Below are 26,513 nucleotides of genomic sequence, written 5' to 3'. Positions count from 1 at the left end.
TTTATATTTTATATCGTGCCTGTGCGGTTGTGGAAAAATCTGAAAATTCCTTTTTAAGGTATTTATAATGTCCTGCGATTGCAATCATGGCGGCGTTATCTGTAGTATACTCAAATTTAGGAATAAAACATTGCCACTTATAGCGTTTCTCAGCATCATAAAGTGCATTTCTAATTCCGCTATTCGCTGAAACTCCACCACCAATGGCTACCCGGTTGATTCCGGTTTCTTTCACCGCTTTTTTAAGCTTGTCCATTAGTATTTCAACGATAGTATATTGAATAGACGCACAAATATCTTTAAGGTTTTTTTCAATAAAATCAGGATCTTCCCGGGTTTGCTTTTCGATAAAATAAAGCACTGCGGTTTTAAATCCGCTAAAGCTAAAATTTAGTCCGCTAACTTTTGGTTTTGGAAATTTAAAAGCTTTAGGATCTCCTTCGTTAGCATATTTATCCACTAACGGCCCGCCGGGGTAAGGGAGTCCCAAAATTTTTGCACTTTTATCAAAGGCTTCGCCCACAGCATCATCTGTAGTTTCACCAATAACTTCCATCGAAAAATAATCATTTACCTTAACAATCTGGGTATGACCACCACTAATCGTCATAGCTAAGAATGGAAATGCCGGTTTTTTAAATCCTTCTTCTTCTATAAAATGAGCTAAGATATGCGCCTGCATGTGATTAACCTCAATAAGTGGCACTCCTAAACCCATTGCCAGACTTTTGGCAAATGAGGTTCCAACCAGTAAAGAACCCATTAGTCCGGGTCCTCTGGTAAAAGCGATTGCAGATATATCTTTTTTACCGATATTTGCTTTCGCAATGGCCTGATGAATTACAGGAACAATGTTTTGTTGATGCGCTCTGGAGGCAAGCTCGGGAACTACACCACCATATTGTTGGTGTACTTGTTGGGTAGCTACAATATTAGATTGTATTTTGCCGTTGCAAAGTACAGCAGCAGCAGTGTCGTCACAAGAGGATTCTATTCCTAGAATATAGATATCTTCAGCCATTTGCGGTTTATTGGGCATAAAATTTGTTAATAGGATACAAAGTTAAAACATAAAAGCATATCAAAAAATTCTGGAAAATATTAACTAGAACATTGGTAGGATTGCTTTTGTTGTTTATCCTGCTACTTATTGTTTTTTCTATCCCTGCCGTACAGACTTCCTTGGCCGAAAAACTTACCAAAACCTTAAGGGAAAACAACGATGTGAATATAGAAATTGGCCGCGTATCCTTAAGTTACTTTGGAGATGTGAAGATCAATGAGATTTTTATTGAAGACCATCACCAGGACACTTTAATTTACACCAAAGAGCTAAGAACCTCTATTTTAAGTCTGGGAAATATTATCAATAACTCTCCCAATCTTGGGAAAACTACCTTACAGCAATTTAAAATGCGTATGCATCGCTACGAAGGGGAAGATTTAGATAATATGGGCGTTTTTATAAGTAAATTAAGCTCAGATTCCACTGCCAGCACTAAGCCTTTTACTTTAAGTGTTTCCAATCTCCAGGTTTTAGATGGGAAATACAGCTTTATCGATGAAAACAATAAATATCCCGAAATTATCAAATTTGACGAATTAGGGATTAATGCGGATGATTTTATCGTGGAAGGACCAGAGATAAGAGCAGCTATTAAGTTGATTAGGGCCCATGATAAGCGGGGAATGCAAATTAACCGTTTAAGCACAGATTTTCTTTATAACCCTACCGATATGCGGTTGGATAGTCTGGAGATTATTACAAATAATTCAGAAATTTATGCTGATATTCATTTAAACTACCAGGAAGGTGATTTTGGCGATTTCTTCAATAAGGTAAAAATTAATGCTGCATTTAAAGAATCACAGATTTCTTCTACAGATCTGGGGGTGTTTTATGATGCCTTCGGAAAAGATGAAAAACTCAATTTAAGTAGTGAATTAAGCGGAACTTTAAATGATCTTCAATTAAACGATGTTCAGCTTTTTGGTCTGGATCGCAGTGCTCTTTATGGGGACCTTAAGCTTAAAGGCGCGTTTACCGGGGAACCTCAGGATTTTCAGTTAAGCGGTACATTACGTAATTTTTCATCCAACTATTATGATCTTGTGAACTTCTTACCGGGAATTTTACAGGGTAAACTTCCGCAGCAATTAAGCACCTTTGGCAGCGTTAGGGTGATAGGAAATACCACGATCACCAGTTCTTCTGTGGCTATGAATGTAGATATTAATTCACAGCTTGGAAGTGCCAAGGCGGCCCTTACCTTCAGTAATTTAAATGATGGCGATAATGCCGGCTACTCAGGGAACCTAAAGGTTAAGGATTTTAATATTGGCCGCCTGATCGAAAATAAACAGGTGGGCAAAACTTCTTTCAATTTAGACATTAAAGGAACCGGTTTTACCGCTGAAAATCTAAATACGCAATTAAGGGGGCAGATTTCAAAACTGGGCTTTAAAGGATATAAATACACCAATATCCGCGTGATTGGTAACATGCGAGCTCCTGTTTTTAATGGGAACCTGGCCATTAACGATCCCAGCCTTAGAATGGAGTTTAATGGTTTGGCCGATCTTTCTACCGAAATTAATAATTATGACTTTGAAGCTTCTGTAGGCTATGCCGATCTTTATAAAATGAATATCATTAATCGTGATACCATCTCTATTTTTAAGGGGGATGTGATTATGAATATGGAAGGTACCAGTATCGATGATGCGGTAGGAGAGATTTTATTATTGAATACGTCTTACGAAAATCCAATGGATTTATATCGATTTGATGATTTTAGCATAAAATCGAGCTTTACCGGTGATGTACGGACTATTGAAGTGAAAAGTCCCGATGTGATTAGCGGTCAAATGAAGGGGAGGTTTAAGCTGTCTGAATTACAGGCGCTATTTCAAAATTCCATAGGTTCTATTTATACTAATTATGAGCCAAATGTGATTACCAATAATCAATACATGGAATTTGATTTTGATATTTATAATAAGATCGTCGAAGTTTTTTATCCGGATCTAACGCTATCCCCAAATACCTTTTTAAGAGGCCGTGTTGAATCTGATGAATCTGAATTTAAACTGAATTTCAGATCGCCAAGGATCGATTTGTTTAATAATATGTTCCAGGAAGTAAATCTTCAGGTAGACAACACCAATCCAATCTACAATACTTATTTTGAGGCCGATAGTGTAGCCACCGGGACATATAACTTTTCAGAGTTCAGTTTTATCAACGTAACTCAAAGGGACACCTTATTTATCCGATCTGAATTTAAAGGTGGCAAATTCGATCGTGACGTTTTTAACCTGAATTTATTTCATACCATTAATAAAGAAAACCAGTCGGTTGTAGGGATTCAGCGCAGTGACCTTACTTTTAAAAATAATACCTGGTATATTAATCAAGACCGAAATAAAAACAACAAATTCGTTTTCGAAAATAGTTTTAGGGATATTACCATCGACTCGCTGGTGATGAATCACGGGAATGAAGAAATTAGGTTAAGTGGCGCGGTTAGAGACTCGACTTATAAAAATCTTCAAATGGAATTTAGTAATGTAGATCTTTATAAAATCACCCCTGAAATTGATAGTTTGGATATAGGAGGGCGATTGAACGGAAAATTAGATGTATTACAGGAAAAAGGGGCTTATTACCCTAACACTTCCATGGTAATTGATTCTTTGGCGATTAACAACATTCTTTTGGGCAATATGCAATTAGATGTTTCAGGGAATGAAAATTTAACCAACTATACGGTTAATGCAAGTCTTCTAAAGGATGAAATAGAATCATTATCGGCTACTGGAGATATTAATGTTAAAGGCGGGCAACCTACGATTGATTTAGATATCGATCTTCAAAAACTTAATATGGCTGCTTTTAGCCCGCTGGGTGGGGATGTGTTAAGTAACATTAGAGGTTTTGCATCGGGATCGGCTACGGTGACTGGAAATTATAAAAATCCCGATTTTGGCGGTAGTCTAATCCTGAACAATGCCGGTTTAAGCATCCCTTATCTAAATGTAGATATAGATTTCCTAAATCAGGCTCAGATAAATCTTACCCAGCAAAGATTTGTCTTTGATAATATTGATATTCAGGATACAAAATATAAAACCAGGGGCGTCCTGGATGGAACGATTTCACATAAAAACTTTTCAGAATGGTTTTTAGATTTGGGAATTACTACAGATCGATTACTGGTACTGGATACGGAAGCTGAGGAGGATGCCCTTTATTACGGGACTGCTTTCATTAGCGGAGATGCCGGTATTAAAGGACCTACAGACCAGTTGAAGATTGAAGTTAATGCCACTACAGAGGAAGGTACCATTTTCAAAATTCCGCTTAGTGATGAAGAATCGGTGGGCGATAATTCTTATATCCATTTTTTAACACCAGAAGAAAAAGCAGCTCGTGCGGCTGGACAGGAAATAGAAATTCCTGAGGTAAAAGGTATAGAGTTGGTTTTTGATTTAGATGTGACCAGAGATGCAGAAGTAGAGGTAGTGATCGATCAAACCAGTGGAAGTACCTTAAGAGGGCGTGGTGCAGGAAACCTGTTATTGGAAATAAATACCAATGGTAAGTTTAATATGTGGGGAGACTTTATTGTTTATGAAGGGGTTTATAATTTTAAATATGCGGGACTGGTTCAAAAAGTATTTAATGTAAAATCTGGAGGGAGCATTAACTGGGATGGAAATCCGCTACGGGCGCAATTAGATGTTAGCGCTATATATTCTTTAAATGCCAATCCAGCTGTTTTACTTGAAAATCCATCGATAAACCGTAAAATCCCGGTTGATGTGGTGATCAATTTACAGGGACAGGTTATTCAGCCAGAGATCAACTTCGATATTCAGTTTCCCACCGCCAGCTCGGTGGTACGATCGGAGTTAGAATATCGTATGGATGACAGGGCAAGTAGAGAGCTTCAGGCGTTATTCCTGGTTACCCAGAATGCATTTTATAGTGAATTTGGTTTAAGACAAACAGCAATTACAGGAACATTAGCAGAACGAGCCTCAAGTATCGTTAATGATATTTTTGCCGATGAAGATGGTAAATTTCAGGTAGGGGTAAATTATGTACAGGGAGATCGTACACCAGATCAACAAACGGTAGATCGTTTTGGCTTGACCTTAAGCACTCAAATTAGTGAGCGTGTTTTAATTAATGGTCAGGTTGGTGTGCCTATAGGGGGCACTACAGAATCTGTAATTGTAGGGGATTTAGAGATTGATTTTCTCTTAAACGAAGATGGTTCCTTAAGAGCTACGGTGTTTAACCGAGAGAATAATATTCAGTTTATAGGAGAGCAAATAGGATTTACACAGGGTGTAGGGCTTTCTTATTCGGTAGATTTTGATACGTTTAAAGAACTAATCCGAAAAATAACCAATAAAGAATTACAGTCTGCAAATGTGCAAAAGCCTAAAGAAGAGAAAATAGAGTCAAAAAAATCTTTAGCTCCCGATTATATTAATTTCCCGAAAGAAGACGGGGAACAATAATGTGGTAAAAAATGAACAATTATTCCTAATTTAATCGTGGTTTAGCTTACTATTTTCAGCTATACTTTGTAATTTTACGCTTCAAATACTGAACATCTATGAGTAAGAAAATTAAACGAATTGGAGTGATTACTTCCGGGGGAGATGCCCCGGGTATGAATGCTGCTATTCGAGCTGTTGTTAGGGCGTGTTCCTATTACCATGTAAGCTGTTATGGATTTTATAATGGATATAACGGACTTATAAACGGAAATTTTGAAGAACTTGATGCTCGTAGTGTACGAAATATAATTAATCTGGGAGGTACTTTTCTTAAGAGTGCACGCTCTAAAGAATTTAGAACGAAAGAAGGACGGGAGAAGGCTTATAAGGTGCTAAAAAAAGAGCAAGTAGACGGCCTGGTCCTTATTGGAGGTGATGGAACCTTTACAGGTGGGCAGATTTTTAGTCGCGAGTATGATATTCCTGTTATTGGAGTTCCCGGAACTATAGATAATGATATCTACGGAACTTCGCATACAATTGGTTACGATACCGCTCTAAATACTGTAGTAGAAGCTATCGATAAAATTAGGGACACAGCGAGCTCTCATGATCGTTTATTCTTTATCGAAGTTATGGGCCGCGACGCAGGTTTTATCGCATTAAATACTGGTATTGGTGCAGGAGCGGAAGAAATTTTAATTCCTGAAGAAAACTTAGGTTTAGATCGATTGTTAGACTCTTTGGAAAAGAGTAGAAGATCGGGAAAAAATTCTAGTATTGTAATAGTTTCTGAAGGAGATAAAATTGGAAAAAACGTATTTCAACTAGCAGATTATGTAAAAGAAAACCTGCCTTATTATGATGCAAAAGTAACGGTTTTAGGACATATTCAGCGTGGAGGAATACCTTCTTGTTTTGACCGTGTTCTGGCAAGCAGAATGTCTGTAAAAGCAGTAGAGCTTTTATTGGATGGGCAGAAAAACGTAATGGTGGGCTTAAAAGATGATGATATCATTACCTGTCCTTTAGACGATGTAATTCACGAAAAACCAAAAATCAATAAAGATTTACTTAGAATCTCAGAAATTCTTTCTACTTAATGAAGACAATAGCAATTATCGCCCACAATGGAAAGAAGGCTGAAATGGTACAATTTCTTAATGAATATCGTAACGTTTTAGAGTCCAAAGAAATACGGCTAATCTCTACCGGTACAACCGGTAGCAAGGCTGAAACCGCAGGTTTTGAAGTTGAAAAACTATTGTCTGGACCACTTGGAGGAGATGCCCAGATTGCAAGTCGGCTTGCAGAAGGAAAAGTGGATATGGTTATATTTTTTAGAGATCCAATGGATAAACATCCACATGAACCAGACATTTTTATGTTAATGAGACTGTGCGATGTCCATAATATTCCTTTGGCTACAAACCCGGCTACGGCAAAACTTTTAATTGAAGCTGTGTAACAAAGTTAAAAAGCTGGTGGTATGTCCCAGTCTCTTTCGGGATTTTAATTCAAAACAAAGGGGAGTAGAGTTAATCTGAATTAACATCAAAATAGTTTAAAACATCATTCCAGTTTTTAGCTCTTGAATGATTTTTGATTTTGATATTATGAAAAGCTTCAAATAACAATGTTTCTCCTTTAAAGGGATCTAAATTTTTAGGATGATCATCAATCATATAATCGGTATTGATGATATGCTTACTTCCGCATAAAATTATATTGCGCCAGTCTATAAATGGAAAATGTTTTTTAAGCCAGTTCCTTTTTTCAATTAAACTGTTTGGAAATTCCATCGCGGCCGATACTACGTAAACATCATATGTTTGTTGTAATTTTTTAACCGCTTCAACTGCGCCTTCCATCACCGGTACGCTTTCAAAAAAACCGGGGGTATTCGCGTATTTTTTTATGATCCCTTTTACCGGAAAAGCCTTAGATTCAGATTTACCTTTTAAATCTTCGTGAGTTAAAGATGTTAAATATTCTTTATTAAACCAGCTAAGAAAATGTGCTTCTACATCAGCCATAACGCCATCCATATCGATGGCAATGGAGTCTTTTTTCATTTAAAATTTTTTAGTAATGTACGAAAGCTAAAATCTTCCTACAACACCTATTGTACCTGCACCCATCTGTAGATGCCAACTTATTTTTGTTTGTTCCCTTAATTCTGGATTATTTCGCATCAAGGTTTGCTGATCAAGGTATTTATCAACAGAATCGACCACTGCAATGGTAAGTGCCATGCTTAGGGCCACATCGGTTAACCAGTGGGCACCACGCCATAATCTGGAAACAGGAGAAACAATACCTCCCAGATATAAGCCAGCTTTTACCCAGGGATTTTCAAACTGTTTACTTAAAGCATAAAAAGTAGTAAACGATAAAATTGTATGCCCGGAAGGAAAAGAATGATAAGTTCCCTCTTTGGAAAATGGTTTAAAAGATAGTCGGCTCCTGCCATCACCTGGCCGTGCTCTTCCAGCGATATTTTTAGAAACGGTTTGTATTAATCCTGCAGCACTGGCTGCTGAAATCATCAATATCCCTGTTCGTCTAATTTTTGGATTTTTTGTGAGAAGTCCGGTTAGATAAATCGCTCCGGTTACACCGTAATTGTTTTGGGGACTACCAAAGTACCAACCAAATTCCTGTATTACTCCGGGTACATGTTCTTCCTGCCGACTAAAAAAACGATAGGCTTCTTCATCCATTAAATTTAAACCAGTAGCACCAATAGCAACACCCAAAAACAATCCTATATCGTCATCCTGCCATTGGAAAGGTCTTGAATAAGTATATTTTAAGCCGCCATACATCAGTTTGGCGTCACCTTTTAAGGTTTCCCAGGTGCTCGCCTCAGGATTATTAAATTCAGTATTAAAAACAGGATCTCCTTCCTGCGCTTGTATGGTAATAGTAGTTAAAATAAATGGTAAGCTGCAAACAACAAACTTTGAGATAAAGTTTTTCAACTTCATGCGTTTAAATTTTTATGCAAAGAAATAGGTTTTGCCTAAAATAAACTTAGGATTAACTAAAAATTTACACTGAAAAATTTACTTTATTACCGCCGTATTCGAATATTGACAGAGGTAAATCGATTAAATTCCTTATACTGTTCTCTTTAAATTGAGAAAAATTATTAGCTTGCTAAGCAAATGAAGAATTAAATGACAAATTACAACGCGAAGGAAAATCGATATGACAAAATGAAATATCGCCGCTGTGGTAAAAGCGGGATTAACCTACCCATGATCTCGTTGGGGTTATGGCATAACTTTGGGGATGTAGACGATTTTGAAAAATCGAGGGCTATTTTAAGAACAGCCTTTGATAACGGAATTACCCATTTTGATCTGGCAAATAATTACGGACCTCCATATGGGACTGCTGAAAAAAACTTCGGGAAAATTTTTGCCGAAGATTTTAAAAAATACAGGGATGAGCTTATCATTTCGTCTAAAGCGGGCTATGATATGTGGCCTGGCCCTTATGGTAATTTTGGTTCCAGGAAATATTTAATAGCAAGTTTAGATCAGTCCCTGCAACGAATGGGATTGGATTATGTAGATGTTTTTTATCATCATCGTCCGGATCCCGAAACACCTTTAGAAGAAACAATGGGTGCTTTAGATCAAATTGTGCGCAGCGGTAAAGCCTTATATGTTGGGGTATCTAATTATCCTGCCGAAAGAACAGCGAAAGCTGCAGCTATTTTAAAAGAAATGGGAACTCCGTTTCTTATTCATCAGCCACGTTATAATATGATGGATCGTTGGGTGGAAAAAGACGGACTTTTAGATACGCTTGAACAAATTGGTGTTGGAAGCATTGTTTTTTCTCCATTGCAACAGGGGATCTTAACCGATAAATACCTTGATGGTATACCTGAAAATTCGCGAGCAGCACTAGATAGCGGACATCTACAGAAAAATCAAATTACCCCTGAAGTAGTGAAGCAGGTACAGGAGTTAAACAAAATTGCCAGGGACCGGAATCAAAGTTTAGCACAAATGGCGGTAGCCTGGTTGTTAAAAGACGAAAGAGTGACTTCGGTTTTGGTAGGCGTAAGTAAAGTAAAACAACTGGAAGATAATATAGCGGCTTTAGAGCATCTTGAATTTTCTTCGGCAGAATTAGAAAAGATCGAAAGTATACTTCGAAAATAATTAAATAAAAAACCTCGAATTGGTATTCGAGGTTTTTTATTTGATTGTCACTTATCTCAAACTGATTTTTTAGTTGAAGAATGTTTTTAATAAGCTAAAAGAGACTTTTAAAAAAGAGGTTTGAGAATAGCGAAAATCGGCTTTAAGTAATCACTAAATTAGGAATCACTTAGAGCCGATATATAAAAATGATTTTTTTAATCGCCGGTGCGATGATTAGTCGATCACCGCAATCGCACTAATCTCTACATTTACAAATTTTGGAAGATTAGCAACTTCAACTGTCTCTCTTGCTGGAGCAGTGTCTGCCTGAAAGTAAGTTCCGTAGATCTCATTGATCTTTCCAAAATTATTCATATCACTTATAAAAATCGATGTTTTTATCACGTTTTCAAAAGTGCAATTAGCTTCGGCAAGTATGGCTTTTAAATTTTCCATAACAAGTTTGGTTTCAGTTTCCAAATCGCCGGTTTCTAATTCGCCGGTAGACGGATTGATAGCAATTTGACCCGAAATAAATACCATATTTCCGGTTTTTACCGCCTGATTATAGGGTCCAATAGGAGCAGGGGCTTTATCGGTTTTAATTACTTCTTTTTTCATGATAAAATGTATTTGGTTTAGTTTCTTCCTATGGCTCTTGTTGGTTGTCTACGTTTGTCATATTTAATATCACTAAGCATAGAAGCTTTTATACCAATAAAGAAATTCCATGATCTACGTGCACTAAATGGTACCCAGCTAAAACTCATTCGCCAACTATCTAAATCTCTCTGAAACCTAAATTGCGTATAGGTAAAGCCGCGCTCCCTGATATCGAATCCTGAAGAAGCTCCAACGGCCCATTTTGGAGATAATTCAACATCTCCTGAAAACATAATGGAATGCGAAGTGATTTCGCTTTGCCTTCTTTGGTTGCTGTAGGTCATGGTATAAGACAGCCGTATGTCCCAGGGTATTTTGTAGTTATACCATTCCTTATTTTTTTTATCTTCCTTACCTTCAAAAGGATCTTCATCCTCATAAAGATTGCCATCTAAGTCGGTGTTTTTTCCGAAAAGATCATCTTTACGTCCGCCATTTCGGTACGATTCATTTTCAATCTCATCTTCATTTTCATTATCCTTATCCGAAAAATCCTTGCTGGAAAATGAATATCCAAAACTCACGTTCGCATTTGTAAGTCTAAATAAACTACCTCCGTTAGCGATATTTAGTTTATCGATACGCTGGTTACTGTTATTAAGAGCATAAGGATCCAGATTACCGGTAAAATTGATATCCAGTTTGTTTTGAACAATTGGGATACCACCACGAACCGAAATAGGGGCCAGCTTAACCGAATCGGCTGCGAGATTGTAAGAGGTACTTAAGCTAAAATTGTTTAATAGTTTAATTTTTTTCGGCTCGGTAGCGGTACTGTCTTTATCCCTTACTTTAGCCTCTAAAGTGTTGCTTATACTTAAACCTATAGAGCTGGAATAATTTTGATTTGGCGCGCCATATAGCGTTCCTGTAAAGCGCGAATATTCTACTAGTTCAGTAACACCGTCTGTTAAGGAAGTACGCTCGTAGGTATCGTAATACTGGTCGAATGCGGGATTAATTCCATAACTTATGGAAGGTCGCATTACATGCCGAATAGCCTGTATTTTACTGTCTTTGCTAAAATCTTTACGACCATATAGCGTAGTACCTATGCTTGTATTAAAGTTGTAAGTACGGTAAGCATCAAAACCACTTATAGTGTCTGTGATAACCGCATTAGTCGCCTGATCAAAAGATTTTTCATAGGTTTTAAATACCCAGTTTTCTTCAAAATTAGTACTTGCGCTTACACTGAAATATTTCAGGATCTTAAAGTTTGTGGCAAGCGGGATGCTATGCTGTGCGCCCAGTATGGCATCTTGAAACATTTCGGGCTGAAAGAAAAGTTCATCTGTAGTTTTAAACCTGTTTTCTGCCCGCAGATTATACTGAAGGTTGATATTTTGAATGATCCCTCTCTTAGAACCTCCTGCTGGAGCAAATGGATAAATCCTGTCTACACTGGCCTGTAATGTAGGCAGCGTCATATTGATTTCGCCGGTGTTGGTATTCTGGCTATGGGTGGCGGTAAGACTAAAGTTTATGCCTGGAGTAGTCTCAAATGTTTTGCTATATGATACTGAAGAACTAAGCGTATTATTTAAAAAGTTTGCGGTGTTGCTTTGGTTTACAGACTGTTGATAGTAATTACTACTTCCCAGGTTTACTGAAGCCGAAAACCTTGAAGATGGGCTGGCCTTTGAATCCTGGCTATGGGACCATCTAATATTGTATACCGAACTTTCTGAAAAATCTGGAAAACCCCTTTCGCTGTTATATTGCCTTTCGTATCTAAAGCTAAAATTTCCTCTAAACTTATATCTTTTGGTATAACTGGATTCTAAACGCATAGCATAACTACCATTAGTGTAGTAATCACCCACAGCCAAAAGATCTGCATAATCGCTTAATGCAAAATAATATCCACCGTTTTGTAAAAAATAACCCTGTTGGCTATCCCCAAAAGACGGTATGATAAAACCGGAAGTACGTTCCTCAGTAAGCGGAAAATATCCAAAAGGCAAACCAAGAGGTGTAGGAATATCTGCGATATACATATTTACCAGTCCGGAGACAATCTTCTTATCCGGAACAAATTTAATCTTCCTGGCATAAAAGTAATATTCAGGATCATCTACATTTTCTGAAGTTGTAAAGCGTACATTCTTCATAAAATAAACCGAGTCGTTTTCCCGCTTCGTTACCTGTCCCTTCACATTAAAAGAAGCTTCCTGTGTCCTGGAGTTATATACCAGTGCCCGTTCTGTATCAAAATTAAAGCGGATAGAATCGGGTTCTACTGTTTTACCACCTTGTGTAAAAACGGGAGTTTGTGTATACGTGCCGGTAGAATCTGTGATACCATAAGCATAGACTTCATTTCTTTCATTGTCGATTATTATATAACCGGCATCAATGGTCATATCCTGATAAATAACCTGAGCTTCGTTATACAGGTACATTTTTTTCTCGCGATTGCTAAGACGCATATAATCTGTTGCCTTATAGGTAACAACATCGGTAATCATGCGATTTTGGCGGGGCTGCTTTAAAGTATCTCTTTCAAAAAGGCCAAGAATACTATCCTGGGTTCTAACCATCTCGGCCAATGGCAAATTACTCACCATTACGAGTGAATCTTTTTTAAGATCTATTCTAATACTTTGATTTTGTTCTAGTTCCTGAGCCTGTAAAAACATACCAGAGAACAATAGAAAAATACAGCAAAAAAGTATATTAGGTATATTTGTTCGCAATGCTTTAAGTACTATTTTTGTAAAGAATGGCTTACTTTTTGAGTTTCCAAAATTACATATATTTTTTTAGCTAACTTTTGTGATTGCGCGAAAATAGTAATTAAAATATTCACCCAAGAATTAGCGTTACTTATTTATGAGAACGAATGTACTTTATCTTTTAGTATTATCTTTTTTTTTAGTTTTTAATCAGCAACTTTTTGCTGCAGAAAAACCTGTGCCTACAGATCCATTTGTAGTTGTATTAGACGCGGGGCATGGCGGTAAGGATCCCGGGAATGTTGGAAACGGATACCGGGAAAAAGACATTGCCTTAAGTATAGTTTTAAAAGTAGGAAAAGAACTGGAGCGTAGAGGTATAAAAGTAGTCTATACCAGAAATACAGATGTTTTTATTCCTTTAATGGAACGTGGCCAGATCGCAAATGATGCCGAAGCCGATTTGTTTGTATCTGTGCACTGTAATTCTCACAGTTCTCAGGCTTCAGGGACCGAAACTTTTGTATTGGGTCTTAATAGAAATGAAACCAATTTTGAGGTTGCCAAACGGGAAAATTCGGTAATCTATATGGAAGAGGATTATAAAGTAACCTATAATGGTTTTGATCCTAATTCTCCCGAATCTTTTATAGGGATGACTTTAATGCAGGAGGAATATCTTAACCAGAGTATTCTCTTAGCCGATTTGATTCAGAAAAAATTTACTAACGATCTTCAGCGTAAAAACAGAGGGGTAAAAGAAGGTGCCCTAATTGTATTGCACCAAACGTATATGCCCAGCGTTTTGGTTGAAGTTGGTTTCTTAACCAATGATAGTGAAGGAGCGTTTTTAAATAGTGTTGCCGGACAAAATAAAATGGCAAATGCTATTGTAGATGGAATTTTAGGTTATGGTAACCAAATTAATTTATCTGCGATAGAAAGTATAAACCAGTCTCATCCAAAAGTACCAAAATCGGCTTCAGGCGTAAGTATAGACGGTAAACCAGCAGATTATTACAAAGGAATAATATTTAGTGTTCAGCTCGCGGCAGGCGCTAAAAAACTAGAAACGAAATCCTATAATTTTAAGGGACTTAATGACGTTTTTAGAAAAAAAGAGGGAAAACTCTATAAATATTATCTTGGTGAGACTTCCAGTTATTTGGATATTCAGAAAGTTCATCAAAAAGCAATAAATAAGGGCTACCGCAATAGTTATATCGTAGCCTTTAAAAATGGAGAGAAGATTACAGTTAATGAGGCGTTAAAAACTAATCTCAATTAGAGGACTTTCCTATATTTATCCCTAAATTTGTTTGCATAAATAAAATTACTAGCTTTTGAAAATTTCTAATGAGGTTAAAACCGCTATCCTTGCTATAGTCGCTATTGTACTATTAATTTTTGGATATAGCTTTCTAAAAGGTAAGAACTTACTTGATTCCAGTCGAACATTTTACGCTGTTTACGACGAGGTTGAAGGATTATCACCATCATCTGCGGTTACCATAAATGGGTTAAAAGTAGGCCAGGTTACAGATATTAATTTCCTAAATAAACAAGGACAACTATTAGTGACGTTTACGGTGGAAAAAGATTTCAATTTTTCTAAAAACAGTACGGCCCAGGTTTATGGGGGAGGAATTATTGGTGGAAAATCTTTAGCCATTGTACCGGAATATGAATCGGAGAGTATAGCAAAATCGGGAGATACCCTTCAGAGTAATGTTGAAGAAGGCATTATGGAACTGGTGAATGAAAGACTTACGCCACTTCAGCAGAAATTAGAGCGTACCGTAGTAAGTGCAGATTCCCTGTTAACGTCGATCAATGATCTTTTAAATGATAGTACGACCTATAATATCAATAATACATTTAAAAACCTGAATCAAACCATGCGCTCTTTAAAGAGTACAAGTGGGGCTTTAGAAGGTATAGTACAGGGAAATGCTGAAAATTTAAATCAGACTTTTGATAACCTTAATACCATGTCTGGTAACTTTAAAACAGTTTCAGATTCTTTAAAAGCTATAAATCTTGGGCAAATTACTGATGATTTAGAAACTGTAGTAGCCGACTTTAGGGGAATTGCGGATAATTTGAATAATGGTGAAGGAACAGCAGGAAAGCTGCTTAATGATGATAAAGTGTACAATAATTTAGATCGCGCTACCAAACAACTGGAAGAATTACTTCAGGATATAAAACTAAACCCAAAACGTTATGTTCATTTTTCTGTTTTTGGGAAAAATCCCGGGCCTTACGACGAGCCTAAGGATTCTTTAAAATAACCGCGGTATGCAAATCGTAGCACAGATTTTATTTTTAATAGCTTTGGTCTTTGGTATAGCCTTTTTTGTAAGGAATATTAAAAGAATGCTCAGAAATATAAAACTGGGCAAGACCATCGACCGGTCAGATCACTCTTCAGAGCGTTGGTCCAAAACTTTAAGGATTGCTTTTGGACAGAGCAAAATGGTTAAAAAACCAGTTTCCGGTTTTTTACATGTAATTGTTTATCTGGGCTTTATTATAATCAATATAGAAGTTTTAGAGATTATTATTGATGGTCTTTTTGGTACTCACCGTATACTTTCTTTTATGGGAAGTTTCTATAACGTTCTCATAGGGATTTTTGAGGTTTTAGCATTGCTCGTACTTGTAGGGGTGATTATTTTCTGGATTCGAAGAAACGTTCTTAATATTTATCGGTTTTTGAGTAGGGAACTAAAAGGCTGGCCTAAAAACGATGCTAATTACATTCTTTATTTTGAAATGGTGCTGATGAGCCTTTTTTTGATCATGAATGCGACTGATTATCAGCTTCAGATAAGTGGAGCGGCCCATTACGCGCATGAAGGCGGAATTATTGGAGGTTTTCCTATAAGTCAGTTTATTGCTCCATTGTTCGAAAGTTTATCCAACAGTACTTTAATTATTATTGAAAGAGCCGCTTGGTGGTTACATATACTGGGAATTTTATTTTTTCTGAATTACTTATATTATTCAAAACACCTTCATATTCTTTTAGCCTTTCCTAATGTGTATTTCTCTAAACTAAAACCAAAAGGAGAAATGGATAATCTGGAAGCTGTTAAAAAAGAAGTTGCTCTGATGATGGATCCCAATGCAGATCCTTTTGCGGCGCCTGCGGAAGGTGAGGAAGAAGGGGAACCGGAGAAATTCGGAGCTTCAGATGTAATGGATCTAAATCAGGTACAACTACTAAATTCGTATACCTGTACCGAGTGTGGGCGCTGTACCGCAGAATGTCCTGCTAATCAAACCGGTAAAAAATTGTCTCCACGAAAGATCATGATGGATACCAGAGACCGTTTGGAAGAAGTTGGAAAGAATATTAATAAAAACGGCAAGTTTGAAGATGATGGCAAGCAATTGCTGGATGACTATATATTAAGGGAAGAGCTTTGGGCATGTACAACATGTAATGCCTGTGTAGAAGCCTGCCCGGTAGGTATCGATCCGCTTTCTATTATTTTAGATATGCGAAGATACCTGGTAATGGAGCAAAGTGCCGCTCCTAACGAGTTAGCTACATCGTTAACCAATATTGAAAACAATGGCGCTCCCTGGCCTTATAATCAAATGGATCGATTAAATTGGGCTAAAGAAAATTAATTGAAATTATAGAATTTTAGGACTATGGCAGAAGCGATTAAAGTGCCAACCATGGCAGAATATATGGCTGAAGGTAAAAAACCTGAAGTACTGTTTTGGGTTGGCTGTGCAGGAAGTTTTGACGATCGTGCCAAAAAAATAACTAAAGCCTTTGTAAAACTTTTGTACGAGGCAGGGGTTGATTTTGCAGTATTAGGAACAGAAGAAAGCTGTACCGGTGATCCTGCAAAACGTGCCGGGAACGAGTTTTTATTCCAGATGCAGGCAGCGACGAATATCGAGGTTTTAAATGGCTATGAGATTGAAAAAGTAGTTACCGCATGCCCTCACTGCTTTAATACCATTAAAAACGAATATCCTTCCCTAGGTGGCAATTACCAGGTAATGCACCATACGCAATTCCTTAAATCCTTGCTTAACGAAGGGCGATTAAAGGTTGAAGGCGGTAAATTTAAAGGGAAACGTATTACTTTTCATGATCCCTGTTATTTAGGAAGGGCGAATGGAGAGTATGAAGCTCCTCGTGATCTTCTTAAAAAACTGGAAGTTGAACTCATCGAAATGCGTAAGTGCAAAAGCAACGGATTATGTTGTGGTGCAGGGGGTGCACAAATGTTTAAAGAGCCGGAACCTGGCGATAAAGACGTTAATGTTGCCCGAACCGAGCAGGCGATGGCAACAAAGCCTGAAGTAATCGCTGCAGGTTGTCCTTTTTGCAACACGATGATGACAGATGGAGTTAAAAGTAAAGAAAAAGAAGACAGTGTATCGGTTATGGATGTTGCCGAAATGATTGCAACCGCCAAAGACCTGTAATTGAAATACTTAAAAATAAATTCCTTTAAAGCTATTTTTTTTTTTTTGAAATCTGGCAGCTTTTTTGCGACTATTTTTAAAAGATTTAGCTAAAAAAATAAAATCACCACCACATTATGTTAGTACCCTTTGAGTCCTTACCTGAAGATTCCCGTGTTTGGATTTATCAGTCCAATCGCTCTTTTACCGATGAAGAGCTAGTGGAGATCAAACAAAAATTAGATGAATTTTTAACGCAATGGACGGTACACGGTTCCAACCTTAAGGCCGGTTACGATATTAAATATAAACGATTTATTACCATTGCTTTGGATCAGGAAGTTAATGCAGCTTCAGGATGTTCAATTGATGCTTCAGTTAGATTTATTCAAAGTCTTGAGCAACAATATAATGTTGATTTATTAGACAAGATGAACGTGTCTTTTAAACAGGGTGAATTTGTGGCCTACAAAACACTAACCGACTTTAGGAAAATGGCAAAAAATAAGTCGGTTTCCCCTAATACCATTGTCTTTAATAATCTCGTAAATAATAAAGCTGAGTATCTTTCAGATTGGGAAGTTCCTGCATCAGATAGTTGGCATAAGCGATTTATGAGCTAATGATGTTAAGAACCATTTTCAGGTTATTCTTACCAACATTTTTATTTCTCTTTGTTTTTAGAGTATCTGCGCAAAACGGAAGCACTCCTGATCCGTTATTGACTAAAGATAGTTTAGCACAAAAAAGATGGGTAGAAAGTGTCTATTCCGGTTTTTCTCTTGAAGAAAAATTAGGGCAATTATTTATGGTAGATGTTTTTTCGAATGGAAGTGAAGCCGGTATTCAAAAAGTAAGGGATCTCATTAAGCAAAATCATATTGGTGGAGTGATTTTCTCGAAAGGAGGCCCTGGTAGAGAGGCCAGGATAACTAATGAATTTCAGGAATTAAGTAAAACGCCTCTCCTGGTAGGTATGGATGCTGAATGGGGACTGGCCATGCGCCTGGATTCCACTTTTGCCCTTCCCTGGAATATGACTTTAGGCGCTATTCAGAATAATAAATTAATTGAAGAAGCCGGTGCAGCCATTTCCAGGCACACCAAAAGACTTGGTATTCATATTAATTTTGCTCCGGTAGTCGATATTAATACCAATCCGCTTAACCCCATCATCGGCAATCGTTCCTTTGGGGAAAACAAAATAAACGTTACAGAAAAAGCGCTGGCATTTATGCGCGGGATGCATCGAGAAGGTATATTATCGAGCGCAAAACATTTTCCAGGTCACGGTGATACCGATCAGGATTCCCATAAAACCTTACCATCGGTAAATTTTCCCAAAGAACGCATTGAAGGGATAGAATTATATCCTTATCGAGAGTTGATTAAGGACAGTCTTAGCAGTGTGATGGTAGCCCATTTAAATGTGCCAGCATTGGGTACTCAGGAAGGAAGGCCTACTTCGCTTTCTAAAAAAGTAGTAACCGAAATGCTTCGCGAAAATCTACAATTTAAAGGTTTGATTTTTACCGATGCTTTGAATATGCGTGGTGCTTCCAACTATGATGAACCGGGAGAAATTGATTTAGCTGCTTTTAAGGCTGGCAACGATATTTTATTAATTTCTGAAAATGTTCCTAAATCTATAGAAAAACTGAAATCGGCTTATCTCTCAGGTGAAATAACCGAAGATCGTTTGGCGTATTCCGTAAAAAAAATCTTAAAGGCTAAATATAAAGCTGGCTTAAACCATTATAAGCCCATTGAAGAACATTTCCTTTATGAAGAACTCAATAGTGTTCGGGATGATGCTTTATATGAAAAATTAATGGAAAATGCCATGACTTTAATTAGAAATAATAAAGGAATGGTTCCTATTAAACACCTGAATAAGCAGCGAATAGCTTATGTTCAATTAGGAGATGACGACGGTACGGCTTTTCTTCAGCAATTAAAAAAATACACGAAAGTAGATCATATTTCTGCAGAAAAATTACCCGATCTTTTATACAAGCTTAAGGATTATAACTATGTAATTATTGGTTTCCATAAGAGTAATGAGAATCCGTGGAAATCATATCGATTTAGTAGTAAAGATTTGTTGTGGTTGCATGAAATTGCGAGAGAAAACAATACATTATTGTCAGTTTTCACAAGTCCATATTCTCTTCTGGACATTCACAGTACGACGAATCTGCAAAGTATTTTGGTGGCCTATCAAAATAGTGAAGTAGCTCAGAAAAAAGCAGCACAGGTAATTTTTGGAGCTATAGGAGCCAAAGGAAAATTACCGGTAAGCACCGGAATTGAATTCCCGGAAGGTACCGGTTATGATACAAGAGCGATTGAACGTTTAAGCTACGGTGTTCCCGAAACGGTAGGAATGAATTCTTTTAAATTAAAAAAGATCGATTCTATCGTTAATTATGCTATCGCCAAAAAAATGACTCCTGGCGCGCAGGTTTTAGTAGCTAGGAAAGGTAAGGTTATTTATAGTAAAAATTTCGGATTTTACACTTACGAGCATATCAAACCGGTATCGGACACTTCTGTTTATGATTTGGCATCATTAACTAAGATTTTAGCAACGCTTCCATTGGTTATGGAACAGGTGGAAAAAGGAATCATTGATTTCGATACGACCTTGGGCGAGATGATGCCTGTTTTTAGAGGTACCAATAAGGAAAACATAAGATTGCAGGATATGCTAATGCATTATGCGCGCTTAAAAGCATGGATTCCATTTTACGTACCAACGATAGATGCCGTAACCAAAAGACCGTCTACATTATATTATCATGAAACTGCAGACGATCGTTTTAATACTCAGGTAGCTGATCACATGTTTATAAGGGAAGACATGCAGGATACCATTGTCGATATTATTGCCAAAAGTGATTTAAACCGAAAACAGGAATATAAGTATAGTGATTTACCTTTTTATATCCTTAAATATTATTTAGAGGGCTATTATAAAACCAACCTTAACAATTTAACCCAAGACAGGTTTTATACCTCTTTAGGAGCTAATTACACTGGATATTTACCGCTTACGAGGTTTCCTTTGGATGAAATAATCCCTACCGAGAATGATAAATTATGGCGCGGCCAACTGGTACACGGCTATGTTCATGATCAGGGTGCGGCTATGCAGGGTGGTATTGGCGGTCATGCAGGGCTATTTAGTAATGCCAATGATGTTGCTAAAATTATGCAAACCTATTTACAGGGGGGATCCTACGGTGGTGAAAAGTATCTAAAACCTGGTACCATTGAAAAATTTAATACTTGTTATTATTGCAAAGAAAATGTAAGGCGTGGGGTAGGTTTCGACAAACCACAAATTAGAGGCGGTGGCCCTGCCTGCTCCTGTGTTTCAAAAAGTAGCTTTGGGCATAGTGGATTTACCGGAACATTTGCGTGGGCAGATCCCGAAGAAGAATTGGTTTATATATTTTTATCGAATAGGGTTTATCCCGATTCTACAAACAGAAAACTGATTTATGAAGATATTCGAACCAAAATTCAGCAGGTTATTTATGATGCTATCGATTATTAAGGAAAACTGCCCAAAATTGATTAAATTGAATCGGATATCACCGGTTTTAAAAACGCATTAATGAGAATAGCAATTGTTTGTTATCCCACCTTTGGTGGTAGTGGAGTAGTAGCTACAGAGCTTGGTTTAGCACTTTCCAGAAGAGGTCATGAAGTTCATTTTATAACTTACAAACAGCCGGTAAGACTCGATCAACTTTCCAGCAGTGTTAAATTTCATGAAGTTCATGTACCAAAATATCCACTTTTTCATTATCAGCCATACGAGCTTGCCTTAAGCAGTAAACTGGTAAATATGGTTAAATTACATGATATAGAAGTGCTACATGTGCACTATGCAATTCCGCATGCCTACGCTGGTTATATGGCTAAAAAGATGCTGGAAGAACAAGGGATAAATATTCCCATGGTAACTACGTTACATGGTACAGATATCACTTTGGTAGGAAATCATCCTTTTTATAAACCTGCAGTTACCTTTAGTATAAATGCAAGCGATATGGTAACCTCGGTTTCTGAAAGTTTAAAACAGGATACTCTGGATCTTTTTGAAATTAAAAAAGACATTAAGGTGATTCCCAATTTTATAGATGTATCTAAGTATCAGCAGAAAGCCTTTACGGATTGCCAACGTGAAATGATGGCCGAAGGTGATGAAAAAATTATTACACACATCAGCAATTTCAGGAAAGTAAAAAGGATACAGGATACGGTTAAGGTTTTCTATGAGATCCAGAAGAAAATAAAATCCCGATTAATGATGGTAGGGGAAGGACCAGAAAAAGAAAAAGCAGAAGCGCTGGCAGAAGAGCTTGGTATTCAGGATAAAGTAATGTTTTTAGGGCAAAGTCATGAAATTGATAAGATTCTCTGTTTTTCTGACTTATTTTTACTGACTTCAAAGAGAGAGAGTTTTGGACTGGCTGCATTGGAGGCGATGATCAACAGTGTACCGGTAATCTCTACAAATACCGGTGGATTACCCGAGGTAAATGAACAGGGCGTTTCGGGATATTTATGTGATGTAGGTGACATTAAAGAGATGGCTAAAAAAGCAATTTCAATTTTAAGTGATCATAACACGTTACGAACCTTTAAACAAAATGCTTATAAGGTGGCGGCGAGATTCGATATTAACCAAATTGTCCCGATGTACGAAGATTTATACACAGAACTTTTAGAAGAGAGTATAAAAAAAGTGGAAAATTAATTCCACTTTTTTCATATAAATATTCTTTAGATTTAAAACTGGTACCTTAATCCAATTGCAAAATCTGGTGAAAAATCATCGATAGCTCCGTAATCATCATGAAAGCCTAATTCAGGTCTAAGATCTAGAGACAATACCAAAGGGATATCAAAATTATACTCAATACCTATATCTCCTGCCAATAAAAGGTAAGCACCATCATTGTAGTAAGGCTCAAAACGGTCATCATCTAAATTTGCGATACCTGCACCGGCACCAACAAACCAGTTAAATCCTCCTTCTATATTCCATACCCACTGATACAAACCAACAAGTTTTACAATATCATAGTGTTTATGGTTTCTCCATCCTAAGTCGAATTCTAAGCGATTGTTATTGCTTCCTACAGCTCTTTGATAAGAAATTTCAGGTCCAAAACCATCATTACCACCAATTCGTAGCCCTAAAGCATTATCAGCAATTTCCTGTGCATTTACATTCGTAAATAAAGCAGATCCTAAAGCAACCATTGCAATTACTAAAAACTTCTTCATATTTTAATTTTATTGATTTAAGGACAAATTTAGTTTTTGAACTTATTTTTAAAAGCTTCCCGTCGCCAATCTATTGTTAATTATCTTTAAAAATCTGTTAAGTTGTTTAACCTATTTTGCTTACTTTTAAAGGCTGTATGGAAAAGAATCTTCAGCAATTAGCAGCACGTTTAGACGGCCAGTTATACGATGATAAATTATGGCGTTCTATTTATGCCACAGATGCATCGGTTTACCGAGAATTACCCTTAGCAGTTTGTTATCCAAAAAATAAGCAGGATTTAAAGGAGCTTATTCATTTTGCCAAAGAAAATAATACCTCGTTAATACCAAGAACGGCAGGTACTTCCCTGGCGGGACAGTGTGTAGGGAAAGGGATCGTCGTAGATGTCTCTAAACATTTCACAAAAATTTTAAGTCTCGATACCGTAAATAAAACGGTAAGCCTTCAACCAGGAGTAATTAGGGACGATCTAAATCGAATGCTAAAGGAACACGGACTTTTCTTTGGCCCTAATACTTCTACCTCTAATCGTTGCATGGTTGGCGGGATGGTAGGTAATAACAGTAGTGGAACTACCTCAATTAAATACGGTACAACCCGGGAAAAAACAGTGGCTTTAAAGACGATCCTTAGTGATGGTAGTGAGGCTGAGTTTAAGGCGGTCTCTAAACAAGAATTTCAGCAAAAGCTGAAATTAGATAATTTAGAGGGCAATATTTACAGAACTATTTTTGATATTCTTTCTTCAGAAGAAAATAAAAAAGAGATCATCGAAGAATTTCCCCCAAGGGAATTACATCGTCGGAATACTGGATATGCGATAGACGAATTGATTTATTCTGAAGTATTTTCTGAAGATTCTGCTGAACCAATAAATATTTGTCATCTTCTTGCCGGAAGTGAAGGAACTTTAGCCTTTACAACAGAGGTTACCTTGCAATTAGATGATTTACAACCTCCAGAGGCGGCGATGATCGCTTCGCATTATCGCAGTATCGAAGATTGCTTACAAGACGTAGCTTCGACCATGGAGCATTCCTTATTTACTTGCGAAATGATGGATAAAACCATTCTGGATTGTACCAAACAAAACATAAAATATCGTGAGAATCGATTTTTTATTGAAGATGATCCTGAAGCTATTTTGATGTTAGAGGTAAGGGCGAATACGGCTGATGAATTACAGGAGAAGACGCAAGGTTTACTGGAAACGCTGGAAGAAAATGGATTAAGCTATGCAAACCCAATTTTACATGGGGAACAAATAAACATGGCTTCAGAATTAAGAAAGGCAGGATTAGGCTTATTAGCAAATATCGTTGGTGATAAAAAAGCCGTAGCCTGTATCGAGGACACAGCCGTGGCCTTACCGGTACTGGCAGATTATATAAATGAATTTAGTCAAATCATGAAGGCCTATGGACAAAATGCCGTGTATTATGCACATGCCGGCGCCGGAGAACTTCATTTACGCCCGATTCTGGATCTTAAGAAAAAAGAAGATGTAGTGCTTTTTAGAAAAATCACTACAGATGTGGCGAAACTGGTAAAAAAATACAATGGTTCCATGAGTGGGGAGCACGGTGATGGTCGTGTTCGTGCTGAGTTCGTAGAAATGATGGTAGGCGCAAAAAATTATGCTCTTTTAAAACAGGTAAAGGCTACGTTTGATCCTCAAAACATCTTAAATCCCGGAAAAATTATTGATGCGCCGGCGATGGACACATCGCTAAGGTATCAGCCCGATCGAATAGAACCTGAAATAAAAACCCTGATGAATTTTGATGAAAATCAGGGAATATTACGTCTGGCCGAGCAGTGTAATGGTAGTGGAGATTGCAGAAAATCTGCTGATAGTGGCGGAACAATGTGTCCAAGCTATCGTGCTACCAAAGACGAAAAAGATACCACCAGGGCACGGGCTAATACCTTACGGGAATTTTTAACCAACTCAGATAAAGAGAATAAATTTAGCCACCAGGAGATCAAAGAAGCTTATGATCTTTGTTTAAGTTGTAAAGGTTGTAAAAGTGAATGCCCCAGTAGTGTAGATGTGGCTGCATTAAAGGCCGAATTTCAATATCAGTACCAAAAGGAATACGGTTTTTCGAATAGAAGCAGGGCTTTTGCTAATAATGGTAAAATGAATAAAATGGCTTCTAAAATTCCCGGACTGGCCAATTTTATGTTTGCCAATAGTATTACCGCTGGCCTGGCGAAAAAAGTGATGGGGGTAGCTCCACAAAGAAGTCTGCCAAAGTTGGCTAAAATTACTTTAGAAGCCTATTATAAAAAAAATAAAACACGCCTGGTTCCGAATAACCCCATAAAGTCGGTGTATTTTTTTAATGATGAATTTACCAATTATCTGGATGCTGAAATTGGAATCGATGCATTAGAATTGCTAAGTACACTAAATTATAAAGTATTATTTGTAGATCATGAAGAAAGTGGTAGGGCACATATTTCTAAAGGCTTTTTAGAAGAAGCAAAAACAATGGCCAATAAAAATATTTCAATCTTTAGTGATCTTGTTTCCGAAGAAACCCCTTTAATTGGCCTAGAACCTTCAGCTGTATTAACCTTTAGGGATGAGTATTTACGATTGGCAAACGATCGAAAAAAAGCTCAGGAATTAGCTGCTAATAGTTTTCTTATTGAAGAATTTCTAAAAAAAGAAATTGCTTTGGGAAATATTAAAGAAGAACAATTCACTTCCGAAGAGAAAAGCATAAAAATTCATGGCCACTGTCATCAGAAAGCTTTATCTAATACAGCGGTTACCTTTGATATTCTAAATTTACCAGTGAATTATAAGGTTACGATCATTCCTTCGGGATGCTGCGGAATGGCGGGAAGTTTTGGATATGAAAAAGAACATTATGAGGTAAGTATGGCCGTTGGGGAACAAACCTTATTTCCTGCGGTAAGGAAAGCCACTAAGGAAACAATTATCTCAGCAAACGGCACCAGTTGCAGGCATCAAATTTATGATGGCACGAAGCGTATTGCGGAGCATCCCGTAAGTATATTAAGGAAAGCGCTTAAAACTAATAATTAAGAAGTAGAAGCAGGGATGGATGTCAAAAAAATATTTTCATCCCTGCTTCTTTTTTAGTATTCCTTCTTTTTATTCTTCCAAACTTAAAAGAAAGGCGTTTTGGATTTAAAATAACAGACTCTATTAACCGCCAGTAATTGGTATTTTTTAGATAATAAATCTATTATTCCTTCAATATGCGGTTGATATTCATAATAGCATTCCCTTATTTTGAATTAGACACTGGACTATCTATCAGCTCGAATTTTAATGTAAGTTTTTGAATATTTTCTTCCTATTATTTGACTTAATCCCCTGAATAATAGTCTGATTTTGTAATTAAACGAGTATTTGGGTAAGTAATCGTGAATTTTTTTTAGAGAACATTTTATGCAGTAATATTGTGCTATGCTTCAATCTGAAGCTTGTTGGTTTAATCATTATAAGTTGCTTAAAATTAGAATGATATGAAGAAAAATTATCCTTTTCCAAGAAACTACAGCCTAAGCGTTTTTTCAATGCTATTTGTATTCTTTTTCAGTATAACTGGTTTATCTGCACAGGTAGGGATAGGAACTGCAAATCCTGATCCTTCGGCTATTTTGCATATTCAAAGTACGAATAAAGGAGTTTTATTACCGAAAGTTGATTTACAAAACCTAACCGATAAGTATACTGTTAGTAATCCTAAAGAGGGTTTACTGGTCTAT

18 protein-coding genes and 1 pseudogene are annotated in these 26,513 nt (G+C 37.0%); 13 read left to right on the top strand and 6 right to left on the bottom strand.

What is annotated here, in order from left to right; genetic code table 11:
• Nucleotide 1 precedes the first annotated feature (1 nt).
• Nucleotides 2-1,021 carry a tRNA (adenosine(37)-N6)-threonylcarbamoyltransferase complex transferase subunit TsaD gene (gene tsaD / locus AC13DP_RS05515; RefSeq protein WP_228251437.1) on the bottom strand — a complete coding sequence of 340 codons (1,020 nt, stop codon included), beginning with the start codon at nucleotides 1,019-1,021 and terminating at the stop codon, nucleotides 2-4.
• Nucleotides 1,022-1,113: 92 nt separating this feature from the next.
• Between tsaD and AC13DP_RS05510 the strand changes: the two genes are divergently transcribed.
• From AC13DP_RS05510 to AC13DP_RS05500, 3 genes are all read left to right on the top strand, one after another.
• A complete protein-coding gene (locus AC13DP_RS05510; RefSeq protein WP_483067414.1) occupies nucleotides 1,114-5,532 on the top strand; it encodes a translocation/assembly module TamB domain-containing protein in 4,419 nt (1,472 codons plus the stop codon).
• A gap of 98 nt (nucleotides 5,533-5,630) precedes the next feature.
• Nucleotides 5,631-6,617 (top strand): 6-phosphofructokinase, encoded by a 987-nt coding sequence (gene pfkA, locus AC13DP_RS05505; RefSeq protein WP_228251439.1) that lies wholly within the window; start codon nucleotides 5,631-5,633, stop codon nucleotides 6,615-6,617.
• On the top strand, nucleotides 6,617-6,982 hold the full coding sequence (locus AC13DP_RS05500) for a methylglyoxal synthase (protein WP_347407691.1): 366 nt from the start codon (nucleotides 6,617-6,619) through the stop codon (nucleotides 6,980-6,982). Before pfkA ends, AC13DP_RS05500 begins: the two co-directional genes overlap by 1 nt.
• A 70-nt stretch (nucleotides 6,983-7,052) precedes the next feature.
• Here AC13DP_RS05500 and AC13DP_RS05495 read toward each other — a convergent pair whose 3' ends face one another.
• Nucleotides 7,053-7,589 (bottom strand): 5' nucleotidase, NT5C type, encoded by a 537-nt coding sequence (locus AC13DP_RS05495; protein WP_228251441.1) that lies wholly within the window; start codon nucleotides 7,587-7,589, stop codon nucleotides 7,053-7,055.
• Between the two features lie 27 nt (nucleotides 7,590-7,616).
• Nucleotides 7,617-8,504, bottom strand: coding sequence for a phosphatase PAP2 family protein (locus AC13DP_RS05490; RefSeq protein WP_013072166.1), 888 nt, complete (start codon nucleotides 8,502-8,504; stop codon nucleotides 7,617-7,619).
• A gap of 192 nt (nucleotides 8,505-8,696) precedes the next feature.
• Here AC13DP_RS05490 and mgrA point away from each other — a divergent pair, with 192 nt between their 5' ends.
• Entirely contained in the window at nucleotides 8,697-9,695 is a 999-nt protein-coding gene (gene mgrA / locus AC13DP_RS05485; RefSeq protein ID WP_228251442.1) for an L-glyceraldehyde 3-phosphate reductase, read from the top strand.
• 216 nt (nucleotides 9,696-9,911) lie between these two features.
• On the opposite strand, the gene AC13DP_RS05480 is transcribed toward mgrA, so the two are convergent.
• Complete coding sequence (locus AC13DP_RS05480) at nucleotides 9,912-10,298, bottom strand: RidA family protein (protein WP_228251443.1); 387 nt, start codon at nucleotides 10,296-10,298, stop codon at nucleotides 9,912-9,914.
• A gap of 17 nt (nucleotides 10,299-10,315) precedes the next feature.
• Complete coding sequence (locus AC13DP_RS05475) at nucleotides 10,316-12,982, bottom strand: putative LPS assembly protein LptD (protein WP_347407711.1); 2,667 nt, start codon at nucleotides 12,980-12,982, stop codon at nucleotides 10,316-10,318.
• 193 nt (nucleotides 12,983-13,175) lie between these two features.
• Between AC13DP_RS05475 and AC13DP_RS05470 the strand changes: the two genes are divergently transcribed.
• The 7 genes from AC13DP_RS05470 (at nucleotide 13,176) to bshA (ending at nucleotide 22,226) form a co-directional block, all read left to right on the top strand.
• Nucleotides 13,176-14,306 (top strand): N-acetylmuramoyl-L-alanine amidase family protein, encoded by a 1,131-nt coding sequence (locus AC13DP_RS05470; protein WP_347407692.1) that lies wholly within the window; start codon nucleotides 13,176-13,178, stop codon nucleotides 14,304-14,306.
• 55 nt (nucleotides 14,307-14,361) lie between these two features.
• Nucleotides 14,362-15,312, top strand: coding sequence for an MlaD family protein (locus AC13DP_RS05465; protein ID WP_228251445.1), 951 nt, complete (start codon nucleotides 14,362-14,364; stop codon nucleotides 15,310-15,312).
• A gap of 7 nt (nucleotides 15,313-15,319) precedes the next feature.
• Nucleotides 15,320-16,660 (top strand): 4Fe-4S dicluster domain-containing protein, encoded by a 1,341-nt coding sequence (locus AC13DP_RS05460; RefSeq protein WP_228251446.1) that lies wholly within the window; start codon nucleotides 15,320-15,322, stop codon nucleotides 16,658-16,660.
• A 24-nt stretch (nucleotides 16,661-16,684) separates the two neighbouring features.
• Nucleotides 16,685-17,476 (top strand): (Fe-S)-binding protein, encoded by a 792-nt coding sequence (locus tag AC13DP_RS05455; RefSeq protein ID WP_483067413.1) that lies wholly within the window; start codon nucleotides 16,685-16,687, stop codon nucleotides 17,474-17,476.
• A 116-nt stretch (nucleotides 17,477-17,592) separates the two neighbouring features.
• Entirely contained in the window at nucleotides 17,593-18,078 is a 486-nt protein-coding gene (locus tag AC13DP_RS05450; protein WP_013072157.1) for a hypothetical protein, read from the top strand.
• 2 nt (nucleotides 18,079-18,080) lie between these two features.
• The gene (locus tag AC13DP_RS05445; RefSeq protein WP_272957052.1) at nucleotides 18,081-21,017 is read left to right on the top strand and encodes a serine hydrolase domain-containing protein; all 2,937 of its coding nucleotides are present in this window, start codon (nucleotides 18,081-18,083) and stop codon (nucleotides 21,015-21,017) included.
• 60 nt (nucleotides 21,018-21,077) lie between these two features.
• The gene (bshA, locus tag AC13DP_RS05440) at nucleotides 21,078-22,226 is read left to right on the top strand and encodes an N-acetyl-alpha-D-glucosaminyl L-malate synthase BshA (protein WP_228251448.1); all 1,149 of its coding nucleotides are present in this window, start codon (nucleotides 21,078-21,080) and stop codon (nucleotides 22,224-22,226) included.
• Between the two features lie 32 nt (nucleotides 22,227-22,258).
• On the opposite strand, the gene AC13DP_RS05435 is transcribed toward bshA, so the two are convergent.
• The gene (locus tag AC13DP_RS05435; protein WP_013072154.1) at nucleotides 22,259-22,759 is read right to left on the bottom strand and encodes a hypothetical protein; all 501 of its coding nucleotides are present in this window, start codon (nucleotides 22,757-22,759) and stop codon (nucleotides 22,259-22,261) included.
• A gap of 137 nt (nucleotides 22,760-22,896) precedes the next feature.
• Here AC13DP_RS05435 and AC13DP_RS05430 point away from each other — a divergent pair, with 137 nt between their 5' ends.
• The gene (locus tag AC13DP_RS05430) at nucleotides 22,897-25,824 is read left to right on the top strand and encodes an FAD-binding and (Fe-S)-binding domain-containing protein (RefSeq protein ID WP_483067412.1); all 2,928 of its coding nucleotides are present in this window, start codon (nucleotides 22,897-22,899) and stop codon (nucleotides 25,822-25,824) included.
• A gap of 446 nt (nucleotides 25,825-26,270) precedes the next feature.
• Nucleotides 26,271-26,513 (top strand): annotated as a pseudogene (locus AC13DP_RS05425) (hypothetical protein); the annotation flags it as partial.

It is taken from the genome of Zunongwangia sp. L-65, assembly GCF_056859415.1.
The sequence above is the reverse complement of the archived record's forward strand: the minus strand, read 5'-3'. Positions and strand labels throughout refer to the sequence as shown.